Genomic DNA, 13,753 nt, shown 5'->3' with positions numbered 1-13,753 from the left:
TCAACGTCCCCATTGGGTACACCAGGTCGGATCACAGTGGTTCGTTAACTTCCTTGGTGACCGCGTGAATGAGCTTCGAGTCTGGCCAGACGGGCCTCAATAGCCATGAGCGAGTTCTGCATCGCGCCCAGCACCTCTTCGAGTCTGGCAAGGAACGCGGGCATCTGGCGGTTGAGCTGAGCGGTGGCCTCAAGGGTGGCTTGGGTTTCACTCCCCTCCCCTCCCTTGGCGATGACGGTGCCGAGTAGGGCAACAGTGGCCCATATCGGGTGATCATCGGGCAAGCCTTGCATTTGGGCTAGGGTCTCCACCACTTGGCGCTGATGAAGGTCTGTGAGTTGTTGTAGGGCTTGTTCGCGTAGGTTCATAGCCAATCTCCTTTAAGTTGCTGGCGTGCAAGATCGCGTCGGTGATCGCTTGGGTAGTCGTCCTTCATGGGATCATCGGGTAACGGTGGTGGCGCGAGGGTGAGTTCGGTACGGCTCGCAGGGTGTCCACACAGCGAGGGTGTGGGGATATCGTCGCCAGAAAGCTCAACTACTTCGTCATAGCGGATCCACCCGTTATGCCGGAACTCGTAGGCTCCACGGAGGATGAGAGCCTCGGCAAGGAGCCTCTTGGGCGAGGCTGGCACCTGAGCGGCGGCGTACTCGGTTGTCGCGTAGGCGGCATCTCGGCGCTCGATCTCATCCGGAGTGAGGTTTGCTCGGATAATCACGGGGTCGGGGATCTCGGACATTCCTGGGATCGTGTCAGGGCGGTCAAAGCCGTAGAGGGTTATCGCGTCGGGTGGTGCGGGCGTGTTCGTATCGGCAAGGACGTAGACGCCACAGGCGAGGGCGGCGGTTGAGAGTACGCAGAGCTTTGATCGGTTGGTGAGACGATGACTGGCGCGTGCGTTAATGAGCTTGTAATACCCGCTTGTCATCTCCTCGGCGTCATCGAGGAGCCGTTGGTGCTCGAACTTGAGGTCGGCTTGGCTCTCGTCGTCATCTGGGATCTCGTGGTAGAGACTGAAGCGTTCACTGTGGATCTTGCACCACTTGTCGTACTCTGCTCTGAGTTCTGCCACGCTTACGTAAGGATCCTCCTTCACATGAAAGACGCTCTTTCTGTTCATCTGGTACTCCTTCTTTCTCTGTGCCTTTGCATCCTCTGCTTTCCTTTTCGCGTCAGCCTCCATGAACAGGGCATTGTATTCCTTCATTCGTCCCGTGAAGGGACCCTTCACCTCTTGGCTCTGAGTGGTGACAGGCTGGGGTGTGGGATTGGGGAGGGGGCCGGGTGTCTTGGGCTGGGACGGCGGGTTTGTGGGAGACTGGAGCGCGACTGGGGTTGGGTCGGGGATGGGTTGCGGCGCAGGAGGGTCGTCGTGGTTGGTGCTGGTGGCGAGGTTGGGGTTAGGGGTGGTTTCGTGCGGTGGGGCTAACGTTCGATTTGATGCGACTCGGCCGACGATGGACGTGTATATCTCGATCAGGATCTTGTAAGGTGGTTTGGGTGGGACACTTTCAGGAGACGAGGTTGAGCCGTCGCTGGACTCTGCTGACGGGATCATGTCCATCACTTCTAGCCAACTGAAGCCCTGGGCACGGAGATCGGTTATCTCGCGTTGATGGGCTGCTACCCAACGCTGAGCTGCACGATATTGGGGAGTCGTGCGCCGTTGGCGTTCATACTGGTAGATGGCGCGGAGAGCACTCACGTTTTTGATCTTGTCGGACAATTGAAGTTCTTTGTTAATCTGCGCCCATGAGATCCCATCGGCTCGCCACAGGGTGATCTCGTCGAAGTGGGCTCGGATGATTTGGGTTGGCGTGTATTCGATCGTCATCTCTATCTCCTTGATGCTTGTGGCCACCGCATCACTCAACGGAACTGACTCGGACTGTCCCTAAGTACGTTCCCACTTCTCTGCCAATCTTGCGTATAGGGATAGATGCGGAGACGGGCGTGCGACCTGCGACGAGTCCGTACTCGGTGACGAGCATCTCGACGGTAGGGATTGCGCCGTCACTAGCAGGTTGAGGCGGAATGCTATCTAGAATCGCCAGCCAGGTTGCGCCTAGCTCACGTAGTTCGGCAATCTCGCCTCTGTTGGCAAGTGCCCACTGAGCGGCTGCGACAGAGCAAGGGGAACCTCGTCGGATAAGTTCGCGTCGATAAAGAGTGCGAAGCGTGTTGCTATTCATCTCTCTACTGGCTACTTGCATCTGTTTGGCTATCTCTGACCAGCGAACACCCCGTGCACGCCACTCAATGATCTCATCGAAGTGAACTCGGACCATTTGTGTAAGCAGCGCTCCTCTGCTGGGAGTGCAGATCAATGGAGAATCATCTTCGGTTTCACGGGGTTGAGCAAGAGCCTGAATGCCTTGTTGCGGTAGTGGATCGCCCGGTACAACGGATGCCGGGCTGGGATTGGACTTGGAATCGATACTTGACTCAGATTCGAGGGCACGATGATCAGGTGTGTCACCGTGTGAAGCAGCGACGGACTCGTATTCCGTGATGAGCATCTCAAGCGTGGGTATTGTACTATCCGACCCTGGAACGACAGGAATAAGGTTTGTGATGGAAACCCAACTAAACCCACGAGACCGGAGGTTTGTGATTGTGGCTTGGTTATCTGCGACCCAATGCGAGGCCACGATGTACTCAGGGGAGCTGCGTCGCGCGAGTTCACGCCGGTAAAGGATGCTGAGTGTGTTCGCGTGCACTTGTAGTCCATTACCTATTGCCGACCAAGAGGCACCCTGGGAACGCGACAGAGTGATCTCGTCGAAGTGGGCTCGGATGATTTGGGTGGATGACCCCTTATTCATCATTTTCGCTGCTCCTTTTGCTCTCTATGGATATTGATAGGCCGCTTTTCTATAAATATGTTGTCGAGCACTGCAAAATCCACGAACAACGTAGACCAACGTCAAGACATAGCCTTTGGCCTGGCTTCTGCTTTCTGCGCCTTCCATGCTGGAACTCTTTACCGAGCCGAGAATATGCACACCCCCGTTTGCAGCGCTGGTACTCGCCCATTAAACGCTGGTATTTGATGAACAACGTAGACAAACGCCAGGAAATAGCTTTGGCCTGGGCAAGGCCACCGATGACCACCATTGCTACAGCAATCCAAGGGGAGTACGCGACTGCTCACGCTGGTCAGTGGGTACATCTGAAGGACTGCGGGAACAAATCGTGGGCATATATCCCAAGTGGCCCTGGTGAACAGGGGGAATGTGAAGGAGAACAAGATGGCAGGTTTCAGAAGTCGCAAGGGTGAATGGATAGAACTACCGAGTGACCCAGACGGTGACGGATGGTATCGCCTTTCAGAGAGCCTGAAATGCGGACTGTTTGGTTCTGGACCCCACAATGATCATGATCGGCTCCGATTCAGGGTGTTGAACAGGGAGGACCGGGCACAGGTGGACTCGAGAGCGCGTGAACTCTTCGTTCGCGGACCTGATGGGGAACTGCCAAGTATCGCATTCTGCTGGAGAACCGCACTGGACGAGACCTACGCTGCCAAGGGCGTTGTGATGAAGCTCAAGCGGCGTGAACGGGGTCTTAGCGATCCGATTTTGGTGCCCGCACCAGGGGTTAACAAGGTCTGTGCCTCATGCGGGCGACCGGTAATAGCGGGTTAGAGCTGACAGGCACGCCTGGTTATCAACGACGATGGCCGGGCGCGCTACCTACTCAAGGAGGGATCTTGAGCAATCGACTACCAAAGGGTTGGAAACCCGTAAGCGGAGGTGGTGTCGCCTGTCGGCATCGGGACTTGTCTGTCTGTCCCGAATGCCAAGATGCCCATGTTGAGCTGGTGAATATCTACGAAGAGTTCTTTTGGGTTGGAGACGAAGAAGAACGAGCCGAACTGTTGGACCACCTGACCGCCATGGGTTTTACTCCCACTGCGCACCAACGCAAGGAACGCTAGCCCTGGGTGATGGGTCTCGTGTGCTCACATTGCGCTCTCAGACGGTCAGGAAGCCACGGAGAGTGGTGAATGGGTGCCAATTGTGTCTTATGGGCTTTGTGAGCGCGTTCAGTGGGTGATTAGCCCGATTGCTGAGTCTCGTGCGGGTGGGACGAGGTGCATATATCGCACTCAGCCCTAGTACAGGGGAACGAGAAGGAGTTCAGGATGGCACAACTTAGCGCCAAATCGGCCAGTGTGATCGCAAACCTATTCAGCTACAAGTCTGGCAACCGGTACGCGATACGCTCGGACGGCCATGTGCTGTACAAGAACCCCCTGACCAGCGGGTGGAAAGCCTGGGCGATCATCGTGGAGGGAATCAGCCCCGCCGAGTATGTGGAGCACAAGCTGGCCAAGGGTTGGGTACGGTATCGTCGCGGAATGCAGCCAGGCTACAACGAGCTCCGAGAAATGATCAGCGACGGCGTGTGCAGTGCTACCGACGGGTGTGACTCCGTAGAGCCCGACGGACGGTGTGAACACAACTTCCCAGCCTGGCCGCTAGCTCTCAAAATGATCTGAGGTCAAAACGCTATCGGGTGTGCGTGAGTATCGCTCGCATTGACGAGACCGGGTGAGTATATCCCTTGTGAGTAGGGAAAAGGAGATCGAGATGGACGACGAGATGGAGATGTTCGATTGCATCCTCAGCATGGCAATTGACCTGCAGCATGAGGCAAGCAAGGCTTACAGCATGGCCTACTACAGGTACCGCGCAGACCCTACTGAGGCGAATCGAGTCGAGGCACGAAGGCTTGAGGCCGAGTACAAGGAGGCGAAGGCATTCCATCGCTCTGCGTTGCGGGATAAGTTCATGCAAGAGGCACGAGAGCATGAGAATCGTTAGTTTGGTACCTCACACCACGCGGCTCATGAACATGGGCAAGGTTGTGTTGAGCGTTCCACCAAGTGGCCTGGTCGCACGGGTCGAGGTGCTCGAAGAGAAGGCTGAGGTGCTCGATCTCGATGGCACGGTTGTGCCGGTGATGCGGACTCGCTTTGGACAGGTGACTGGGTTGCCCGATGCTGAACCGGGCACGTTTCACATCGTCTCGGGGCTGGTACTGGACTACGCGGGGGACCGTGGGGACCTGTTGGTGCCTGCACGGTTGGTGCGCTCTGGAGGACGGGTGATTGGGTGCCAGGCATTTGCGCGGGCATCGGTGTGCGTATATAACAATTAGCCCTGGTGAGCAGGGGGAATGAGGGAGGGACTAAGTGATTCGATATTTTGTGAGGCAGCCGGAGAACTATGGGAGAACAGGCGGAATCATGGATCGCCTTGCCAACAACTTCCAAAGAGCCGACTTTGCAGACATACCGCTCAGGGGCGAGGACTTCAGGAGGGCGAACCTAAAGCGCGGAGATCTTCGGCGCGCTGATTTGCGAGACGCGGATTTCAGGAGGGCGAACCTGAGATACAGCGATCTTCGGGGAGCTGACCTGACTGGTGCTGATCTGACTGGTGCTGATCTCAGGGGCGCGTTGATCGATGAGTCAACGATTCTGCCGGTCGGGTATGCGATCGAGAATGGGCGCGTGGTGAGAGTTTGAGCTATTCTGCGAGCCCCTGGCTGGGTGGAGTCAGGGGCTTGTGGGGTGTTCGTGGTGACCACACCTTAAGCAGTTTGAACGAACGGGAGCGTAATCCCCTTCTGTAAGCGGACGGAGGTTCGCATGAGTTATGCCAGATCAGGTATAATGTTCATATGGCTTTCAATGTCGCAGACGCATCAAGGGGGGTTCTTGGGACCTACGTGTGGGAGGCCCGGTTTATTTCGGGACTCTCCCAGAACGAACTTGCCCGCAGGTCCGGCGTTTCTCAGTCGAAGATATCACGAATCGAACGCGGTGAGATCGAGCCGTCGTTCCCTGTTCTTCAAAAGATCCTTAGTGGAGCAGGTTTGGAGGCACGAGTCTACCTTGTCGCTTACGATGACCATGATCAGGTGCTTTCCAACCTCTACGACGCGATGAGCGACGATGAAAGGCGGCAAGCCGATGAGCGTCAGACTCGTAATCGAGCGATGTTCCAACAAATATCGGCAGAGACCGCGTGAGTGGCTCGCCGACAACTCCCCGTCCTAATCTTGATGTCGGGGCGATCATTGATGTTTTCCAACGACACGCCGTCAACTTCGTCGTGGTAGGTGCCTCCGCCGCCGAAGCTGCAGGAGTCGTCCTACCTGAACCGACACGAGATGTCGACTTCACGCCAGCAGACGACGATGAAAACCTTACTCGTCTGTCTGACGCAATCGACGAGCTGGGTGCTGGAATCCGAGTCGATGGTTCTGAGCCGATCCCCTTCGCCCATAATGCAGCTTCTCTATCAGGTGTCACGATACTTAATCTCACCTGCACAGCGGGTGACTTCGACCTCGTGTTTGCGCCAACGGCTTCTGATGGATACCACGATCTCATTGCCCGCGCGACGGCACTTCCAGTCGGGGGTCGTACTGTGTTCGTCGCTTCGCTCGTGGATGTTATTCGGTCCAAACGCGAAGCGAACCGTCCAAAGGACCGCCGGGTACTGCCCGTTCTCATCCGTTATGCAGAGTCTGCTGGCCTGGATGTTGAACAATTCAAGACACTATTTCCGCGCCGTCCATCTGGTCGACCTGACGCTGAAAGCCGACCGGCAAGCGTCGCAGATGCGCGCAAGCGACTCGCCGACCTACAGAACCGTCCACAGCCAAAGGGCGAGCAGCATCCTGACTCGTCCACGCCTCCTGGCTCACCGCGAGGACCACGACTCTAACTCAGCAATGCCTCTCCGAGGTATTGCATCCTTTTGACCCAAAGGCACCTGCTGCCGGTACCTGTCATGGTTGCGTGTCGTGATAGGCGTGTCGGTGGCATTTGGCAGCGAGCGAGCGGGTCTGGATTCATGGGTGGCTGGTATTGGGTGGGGTTCGGATTCGGGTTGGTGTGGCTGGATGGTGGTTCTGGAAGCGCGTAGAAGGGGGGTCGGAGGATGTATTCGTGGTGACCACACCTTAAGCAGTCTTGAAAACCGCTGGTCAGAGCGATGTTTGGACAAGATGGTAAAACTTCCCCAAATCAGCCCTTGCCGGTGCATATCCATAGGCATGCTGAACATCACGCCCATCGCTGCACAGGCAGTCCGTGACTACTACGCCCGGATGGCTGCACTGTCTTTGAACAGTAGCTACTGGTACGGTCTTGGTGCTTACGCGCTTGGCTTCAGCCAAGGTCAGCCCGTCAATGCCGACGATCTCTATGCACTCTGTGCGATTGGACCCAAAGCAGCCGTCGCTATTGCATCGGATCAACGAGCCACCTACGGCATCAACGACATTGAAGAGCATCAGGCAAGTCTTGAGCGGCCACGCGCACCCGGGTACGATCTCACCTTCTCAGCAGCCAAGTCGATCTCCCTGGCCTACCTTGCCCATCCTGACGAGCGCACCCGAGATGCGCTAGCACTCGCCCACCGCTTGGCTGTGAACAATGCGATCGCATTCTTACAGGAGAAGGCCGGGATAACTCGCTTGACGGTCAAGGGCGAGGTGTCTATTGCACCGGGTGAGATGGTCTTTGCGGGATTCACCCACTACACCAATCGCGATATCGAACCCCACCTACACACCCATGTTCTCGTACCCAATGTCGTGCGATGCGAGGACGGCAAGTGGCGGTCTTTGCACAATAAGGAGCTCTATCGCTGGTACATGAGCGCAGGCGCGATCTATCGGGCAAGCCTACGAGAACACATGGGTCACCTCACCAACGCTGAATGGAGTATCCACTCCGATGGATGGCGAGCAGAACTCACCGGGCTTGCCGAATGGCGAGGTGGGGATGGTGCGGAGTTGTTGCCGGCCTTCTCAATGCGCCACAAGGAGGCGGCCGAGTTACGCGAGCGTCTTGAGAACCTCTCCCCTACCGGCACGATCTCACCAAAGACACGCAGATCGGTTGCGGTACGCACCCGCAAGGCCAAGGACTTTGGCCAAGGTGATGCCAAGATCGACGAGGTTCGAGAGGAGTTACATGCTCAACTCAAGTCCGTGTGGAACTTAGGAGATAGTGAGTGGGATCAGATCCTCGGAGTCTATGAAGATCCTCGTCCCGATGTGCACCAAGCGGGTCTGTGGTTACGTATCCCTACCCATCTTGGGCTCTATGGGCCGATACCCCTGGTCGAGAACGCAGACGAGCTGGTGGACTATCTCGCTCGAGTGCTCTTCTATGGGTCTGGACCCAAGGAGGGTGTGCTCAGCTCCAAGGCATATGTCACGGTCCAGGACATCCACGCGAGTGTCTATAACTTGGTTGGTGGGTTCGTCGATGGTGATGTGCTCAAAGAGACCATAGCAAAGCTGGTGACTGGCGAGGGACGCGATCCCACCTTGTGTCTGGTGCCACTCGTACCCGCGCTCTTTGTCAGAGACAAGCGCGTCAATCCAGAGCGGGTGCCGATTCGCTACTACGCAACATCTGGAGTGCTGAACTCCGAGAAGACCGTTCTAGAGATCGCATCCGAGCCCACAATGGCTGGCATACTTGGCCCTGATGTGGTGAATGACTACCTGGCCCAGACCCTCAAGGCTCAACGAGAGGCCGGGCAGTATCTCCTCTCCGGGGAACAACAAGATGCATTAAGGCACCTCTTTTGTGCTGACACGACAGTAGCACTCCTCATGGGGGCACAAGGAGCGGGTAAAACCACACTGTTTCGCCACTTCACCAAGCTCGCCCAGGCGAATGACATCACCGTCTGGGGCCTTGCTCCCCAGGGGACCGCTGTGCAAAAGCTCGCAGATACCTTGCACATAACTGATCCAACAGCCAAGGCTTTGACGATCGAGTCCTTCGTCTGGCAGGTCAACGCTGGGTTCTTGAAGGTCCCGGCCAACACCTGCATCATCTTGGATGAGTCCTCTCAGGTAGACACACTTGAGCTAGGTGAGGTGCTCAACATCGTGCGAGATGCTGGAGCCAAGCTCATCCTGGTCGGAGATGATCGCCAGCTTGGATCGGTGCGCTATGGAGGAATGTTTGCAACCCTGTATGCAAAGCTCGGTGGTACGCGATTGGTAACGACCAGACGAGCAGCGAATGCGGGTGATCGTGTTGCTCAGGCATCTCTGCGCATGGGTGATCTTCGAGAGGCGCTTCGCACCTACGACCAGATGGGAAGGATCGAGGTCGCCGACGACGGTCTCGCACTTATGGAATCAGCCAGTGCCTGGTTGCGCAATGAGTTCAGCCTGGGTACTGACTCCTTCGTTATCACCAACACCAAGTCAGAAGAGATGGCGGCAAACGCTTTGGCTCATGAGATCTGGGATGAGTACCGCCTCGCGTGGGTCCAGGGGTACCTAAAGACCCAAAAGCAGCATCACCGAATCTCAAACGAGCTCTATGAGCAACGCTTACACCGTGCTCGCGATGAGAACCCGGTGCTCGGAGCTGAGTTCGCGGGGTCAACATTGGAGTTGCGAATGGGTGATCTGGTCGCTATCCGGCGCAGTGTGAAGGTCGCCAAGACGACTCGACTCTTCAACGGTCAACGTGGCCGCATCGTCGATATCACCGACAAGAGCGTGGTGCTCTACATTGAGGACGAATCCTCAGCCCGCCATGTCCGCATTCCAAGATCGGTCATCAACGAGGAGAACAACCGAGGGATGTTCTCCTATGGTTGGGCCTCCACCGTGTTTCGCACCCAATCGATGGAGCTCGGCATGTCCGGGGGTTCTCTTGCAGTGGCTGACTCGCAAGGTGCCCTCGTCGCAGATACGCCAGTACTGGTAAGGATGCGAAAGCGCGGACCAGAGCACTTGCGCAGGGTCGAGGCCACCTTCTTAGAGGACAAGGGCGACAAGATCACCGTTCGACTAGAAGATGGCAGGGTCGCTACCGTTGAGCGATCTCGAGTTACCCTCAGCCAAGAGACGGCTGATCGTATGAAGCGGGTCAATGTTGAGGCACGCGATGGGAACGCTCTAGTCATCGGGACCGAGGGTATGAACCTAGATGCTCTCTTGGTAGCAGCATCGCGAGCACGACAACACACCAACTTCATCTTCCGATCAGCACTCGACACCGAGAACGATCAGGGTACTGAGAAGCGCTTGGCCCAGGCCGACAAGGCAGAGGTTGCTCGTGCTACCCTCACTCTCTACCTTGCTCGCCAGAGCCGAGGAGAAGAACCAGACTCTGCCTATCTGCGCTTAGCAAGAGAGCGCGAGACCCTCACGCTCGCGGTAACGACTGATATCGGGATGCTGAACGAGCTACACGTTTGGCTCAATGACCACCTGCGAAGTGGCGAACTAGAGGTATCATTTGATACCTCCACCCGGGCCGCTCACGAGGAGCGCGAGCACCTCATGGATCGCCTCAGCCAACTCGAAGAACGACTCCGTGGGACCGATGATCCCGAGATGCAGACCCACCTTGGTACTGAGATCGATCACACTTCAGTGGCAGTAGCCTCCCTTGACAGAGAACTCACTCGCATGGGATTCTTTGATGCCTTTATCGGACATGCCAAGGGTGCCCTCGGTGACTCCGAGGGCAAGGTAGTGCTTGATGCACGCTATGTCCGAGATCGTATTGCACTCGTCGACGATGCCATCGCAATCGCTGAGGATCAGGGCGCGTGGGTCGATGCGCCCGAGAGGATAGAGGTTCCTCTCCCCGAGAACACCTCGCGCGAGGTCGTTGACATGTCAGCGCGTGAAGTCTTCGAGAGTGAAGAGGGCAGCGAGGAGGCCAAGAGGGCCAAGCTCTTTAGCAACGTGAGCTACCGCGTGGCCTCAGACTGGATGGTAATCGCGGACAACATCTACGACCAGATGATGCGTGAGGGTATCACGATCGAGGCGGCCCTTCGTCGTCTTGAGATCACCGATCGCGATCGAGGACGCATCCGAGAAGCAATGGCGGCCATAGCTATTGGGCGGCTCAACCCCACCCCTGTTGGCCACCAGCTGACGCTCAGGGCCCTACGAGAGGAGTCGCTCAAGGCCAATGTTGACCCAGCCCTTGTCGCACTGGTTGATCGGGTAAGCGAATCAGTCGCACAGATTAGAGAACGTGAAGCAGAGGCGAAGTCGTGGGATCAGATCGCGCCGGACTTTAGTGACGATGACGCGAGTGATGACTACTACGGTGACGAGGATTGGAACGGTATTGACATTGGAGACGATGAGCTACCCATCACAAACATAGCGTCTGAGGATGAGTACATCGATGATATTGGATGGGATACCGTTGAGTGGGTGCCGCCTGCGGGAAGTCCGAGTAGCGGTGCCGACACCACTGTTGCGACTAATCATTCAGCGTGTGAGCCCATGCCCCAAATTCAGTGGCGCAAAGCGAGAAGGCCAAGGCCATCTGTCGAAGAACACAGCGAGACTGACGTTGTGGCACCTGCGAACGAGGTGTCATCCCCGGTTCAGCCAGACTCCAAGGCGGCTCCCCAAGGGGTCAAACGTGACTGGGTTAAGGGATTCTTCTACAAAGCCGACGACGGTACCTGGGCCGTTGACTATGCGCGAAGGGAGCGGGTGATCAGCCACCTGTACCGCAACTCAGTCGAGCACCACCTCACCTCTGCAAGAATTAACGAGATAGTCGACATCACCAAGCCTCGCGAAATAGTCCCTGGCGAGACCTACGCGCCCAGTGCGAGGCTACTCGCCAAGCTCGCGCAAGTGGAGGCCAGGGAGAAGGCTCGCGACGAAGAGCGTAAGGCATCACGTCATGATTCTCCCTATCCATCATCGCCTGGTTCGTCAAAGGGGGATTCCACTAGGGGCGGCAGGGGGTATGGATACCGTACTGATGGGCGATAAGAACGTAAACTGAAAGTTGCCCTGGAACTGGTTATGCCACTTTGTGGCGCAACCGATCTGAGCCTCATCAACAAGGGTGTCGCCGTTCGTGGCGCGACCGACACAAAGCCCAGTCACCGAACCGAACTGCTCCGCCAATTCCTCTACTCACAGGTCCGCAGCCTCTCAAAGATCAACATCGTTTCCAAACGAAACTTCATCGAAATGTTGGCACGACCTATACGGTTCTACAATCAACGCTCGCTCTTCGTCACGGGAGTGATTACGAAGATTGAGGGAATGGCCCAGCAGCTCAACCTGGAGTATGACCGCGGAACCAAACGGGTCTCCATGGCGACAAGCTGGCCTTCGAAGATGCGGTGAGCCAGAGCGGCTCGGCTATCATGGAACTCTGAGATGAGACCCTCAAAGAGATCGCCCGAGAAGTGGTTACCATTGGACGGCGCAACACGAGTGTCGATTGGGACGAAGTGGGAGAGGTCCGTGCATTGTCACCCAGTCGTATCAGGTGTCTCCTAGTGAAGTACTGCTACTCTCCCGACAAGCAGGAGTGCACCATCGCCCTCGTGATGGACCAGACCGAACGTCTGGCCGCAGAGGCCGTAGCTTGATCGAGAACGGTCAGGTGACCTTCCAGGAGCTTGTCGCCGCAGTTCGCTCCCAAGAACGCATCTGGGTGCGCATCGGAGCTGCGCTCAAGGAGAAGACCTGGACAGTGTTGGCTTTCGATGCAGTCGCATTGGCGCAACCACCTGACTGGGAGGAGCGAACTTGGAAGTACCCCGGCGTTGTGTTCTACGCCTTCGTGGAGAACGGTCAAAACATCGCAGATTGGCTTGAGACTGGCAAGGTGATCTTCGGCAATCTCGAAGTCGCGCTCCCCGATCTGCCACTTGATAATCCGAATGCCACTATACAAGCCTACGGGCTGGCTAGTCGTCAAAGCTGGGATTCCTATATGCCACTGACTTGGCCAGCTACGTCCTACACACTTCCTAGGTCTGGTGGGGGTTCCTACGTACCAACAGAAATGCTCATTGCAGAAGGGGCACCATCATTCCTCGGGTTCTTGGATGCGGCCACAGCATTCCTCGGGTTAGCAACAGGGGTGACCGGGATCATTTCGCAACTTCCGAGCTCATCGATACGGACGCAGGACCGCACTGGCCGCATCAGCTCAGTGGTTATCCACCCGACGAAAGTCGAAGTTCATCTCGAAGGCGAGACGTTGTCAGGACTCACCCTTGAGCTCGCGGGACAGGTGCCGGGACCCCAAGTGCGGCTCCAGGATAGGGCTCGCTGCCAAACCGTTGAGCTTCCTACCCCGGACGGGTTGGGTGCGCAGGCATGGGTCGTGCTAAAGACGGCTGCTACTTGCGTGGACCGAAAGTTTCTGAACTGGCAATATTCGAGTCCGGATCCAGGTGTCGAGATCATAGAGGAGCCCGTCTCGATGATCGAGGCATTGGTCGCGGCAGGGGAAGGACCACAAATCGAGTTCAAACGACAGGCTCCAGAAACTCGGGATGAGCGGAAAAAGGTGTGTCGAACCTTGGCCGCATTCGCGAACGACCACGGCGGACACCTGTTATTCGGCGTGGATGACGACGGCCAGATCGTCGGGATTAACACCGACCATGACGGCCGAACTCTCAAGGACACAGTCACACACTGGATAGCAGATCTTATTGATCCACACCTTGATTTCTCTCTTGACATCCTTTGGCACGAACATGGGCTGAGGGTTCTTCACGTCGAGGTCCAAGAAGGCACCTCACCGCCTTACGGCGTCGATCCAGCGAACCCACATTACTACATTCGCCGAGGAGCCACGACGTTTCCTGCTTCGGCCGACGATGTGCGTACGATGGTTAGAACCAGGCTGGCTTGATCTCGCCCAAAACCTATTTTAGGCCGTTGGGAAAGTCGAAATTGACGG

The 13,753-nt window shown here is 56.7% G+C and carries 14 protein-coding genes and 1 pseudogene; 12 read left to right on the top strand and 3 right to left on the bottom strand.

The features are described 5' to 3' along the window. Nucleotides 1–44 precede the first annotated feature (44 nt). The 3 genes from M7Q83_RS08710 to M7Q83_RS08700 are packed head-to-tail and all read right to left on the bottom strand — an operon-like array spanning nt 45 to nt 2,828. A complete protein-coding gene (locus M7Q83_RS08710; protein WP_298337524.1) occupies nt 45–368 on the bottom strand; it encodes a hypothetical protein in 324 nt (107 codons plus the stop codon). Next, on the bottom strand, nt 365–1,834 hold the full coding sequence (locus tag M7Q83_RS08705; protein WP_298337521.1) for a hypothetical protein: 1,470 nt from the start codon (nt 1,832–1,834) through the stop codon (nt 365–367). The genes M7Q83_RS08710 and M7Q83_RS08705 overlap by 4 nt, the downstream gene beginning before the upstream one ends. Nucleotides 1,835–1,865: 31 nt before the next feature. Continuing rightward, nucleotides 1,866–2,828: a hypothetical protein gene (locus tag M7Q83_RS08700; RefSeq protein WP_298337518.1), complete on the bottom strand. Its 963-nt coding sequence runs from the start codon at nt 2,826–2,828 to the stop codon at nt 1,866–1,868. Between the two features lie 423 nt (nt 2,829–3,251). Here M7Q83_RS08700 and M7Q83_RS08695 point away from each other — a divergent pair, with 423 nt between their 5' ends. The 12 genes and pseudogenes from M7Q83_RS08695 (at nt 3,252) to M7Q83_RS08645 (ending at nt 13,705) form a co-directional block, all read left to right on the top strand. After that, entirely contained in the window at nt 3,252–3,647 is a 396-nt protein-coding gene (locus tag M7Q83_RS08695) for a hypothetical protein (protein WP_298337516.1), read from the top strand. A gap of 65 nt (nt 3,648–3,712) precedes the next feature. Further along, nucleotides 3,713–3,940, top strand: a complete 228-nt coding sequence (locus M7Q83_RS08690) for a hypothetical protein (RefSeq protein ID WP_298337513.1) — start codon at nt 3,713–3,715, stop codon at nt 3,938–3,940. 207 nt (nt 3,941–4,147) lie between these two features. Continuing rightward, the gene (locus M7Q83_RS08685) at nt 4,148–4,504 is read left to right on the top strand and encodes a hypothetical protein (RefSeq protein ID WP_298337510.1); all 357 of its coding nucleotides are present in this window, start codon (nt 4,148–4,150) and stop codon (nt 4,502–4,504) included. Between the two features lie 91 nt (nt 4,505–4,595). Then, a complete protein-coding gene (locus tag M7Q83_RS08680) occupies nt 4,596–4,829 on the top strand; it encodes a hypothetical protein (protein WP_298337507.1) in 234 nt (77 codons plus the stop codon). Beyond that, nucleotides 4,816–5,166 carry a hypothetical protein gene (locus M7Q83_RS08675; RefSeq protein ID WP_298337504.1) on the top strand — a complete coding sequence of 117 codons (351 nt, stop codon included), beginning with the start codon at nt 4,816–4,818 and terminating at the stop codon, nt 5,164–5,166. Before M7Q83_RS08680 ends, M7Q83_RS08675 begins: the two co-directional genes overlap by 14 nt. 34 nt (nt 5,167–5,200) lie before the next feature. Next, entirely contained in the window at nt 5,201–5,536 is a 336-nt protein-coding gene (locus M7Q83_RS08670) for a pentapeptide repeat-containing protein (RefSeq protein ID WP_298337500.1), read from the top strand. Nucleotides 5,537–5,691: 155 nt separating this feature from the next. Then, on the top strand, nt 5,692–6,042 hold the full coding sequence (locus M7Q83_RS08665) for a helix-turn-helix transcriptional regulator (RefSeq protein ID WP_298337497.1): 351 nt from the start codon (nt 5,692–5,694) through the stop codon (nt 6,040–6,042). Further along, nucleotides 6,039–6,743 carry a hypothetical protein gene (locus tag M7Q83_RS08660; protein ID WP_298337494.1) on the top strand — a complete coding sequence of 235 codons (705 nt, stop codon included), beginning with the start codon at nt 6,039–6,041 and terminating at the stop codon, nt 6,741–6,743. The genes M7Q83_RS08665 and M7Q83_RS08660 overlap by 4 nt, the downstream gene beginning before the upstream one ends. 331 nt (nt 6,744–7,074) lie before the next feature. Beyond that, the gene (gene mobF / locus M7Q83_RS08655) at nt 7,075–11,814 is read left to right on the top strand and encodes a MobF family relaxase (protein ID WP_298337491.1); all 4,740 of its coding nucleotides are present in this window, start codon (nt 7,075–7,077) and stop codon (nt 11,812–11,814) included. 33 nt (nt 11,815–11,847) lie between these two features. Beyond that, nucleotides 11,848–12,177 (top strand): type I restriction enzyme endonuclease domain-containing protein, encoded by a 330-nt coding sequence (locus M7Q83_RS08650; protein ID WP_298337488.1) that lies wholly within the window; start codon nt 11,848–11,850, stop codon nt 12,175–12,177. Nucleotides 12,178–12,221: 44 nt separating this feature from the next. Next, a pseudogene (locus tag M7Q83_RS14270) lies at nt 12,222–12,425 on the top strand (type I restriction enzyme endonuclease domain-containing protein); the annotation flags it as partial. Then, nucleotides 12,422–13,705: an ATP-binding protein gene (locus M7Q83_RS08645; RefSeq protein ID WP_298337484.1), complete on the top strand. Its 1,284-nt coding sequence runs from the start codon at nt 12,422–12,424 to the stop codon at nt 13,703–13,705. The pseudogene M7Q83_RS14270 and the gene M7Q83_RS08645, both read left to right, overlap by 4 nt. The last annotated feature ends 48 nt before the right edge of the window (nt 13,706–13,753 follow it).

This window comes from Ferrimicrobium sp., from assembly GCF_027364955.1.
In the GTDB taxonomy this organism is placed as follows: Bacteria; Actinomycetota; Acidimicrobiia; order Acidimicrobiales; family Acidimicrobiaceae; genus Ferrimicrobium.
Note: the sequence above shows the minus strand (reverse complement) of the source record. Positions and strands in the feature narration are given on the sequence as shown.

Coding starts and splice junctions, on each gene's coding strand:
- M7Q83_RS08710 (WP_298337524.1), bottom strand. CDS start 368: ATGAACCTACGCGAACAAGCCCTACAACAACTCACAGACCTTCATCAG.
- M7Q83_RS08705 (WP_298337521.1), bottom strand. CDS start 1,834: ATGACGATCGAATACACGCCAACCCAAATCATCCGAGCCCACTTCGAC.
- M7Q83_RS08700 (WP_298337518.1), bottom strand. CDS start 2,828: ATGATGAATAAGGGGTCATCCACCCAAATCATCCGAGCCCACTTCGAC.
- M7Q83_RS08695 (WP_298337516.1), top strand. CDS start 3,252: ATGGCAGGTTTCAGAAGTCGCAAGGGTGAATGGATAGAACTACCGAGT.
- M7Q83_RS08685 (WP_298337510.1), top strand. CDS start 4,148: ATGGCACAACTTAGCGCCAAATCGGCCAGTGTGATCGCAAACCTATTC.
- M7Q83_RS08680 (WP_298337507.1), top strand. CDS start 4,596: ATGGACGACGAGATGGAGATGTTCGATTGCATCCTCAGCATGGCAATT.
- M7Q83_RS08675 (WP_298337504.1), top strand. CDS start 4,816: ATGAGAATCGTTAGTTTGGTACCTCACACCACGCGGCTCATGAACATG.
- M7Q83_RS08665 (WP_298337497.1), top strand. CDS start 5,692: ATGGCTTTCAATGTCGCAGACGCATCAAGGGGGGTTCTTGGGACCTAC.
- mobF (WP_298337491.1), top strand. CDS start 7,075: ATGCTGAACATCACGCCCATCGCTGCACAGGCAGTCCGTGACTACTAC.
- M7Q83_RS08650 (WP_298337488.1), top strand. CDS start 11,848: ATGCCACTTTGTGGCGCAACCGATCTGAGCCTCATCAACAAGGGTGTC.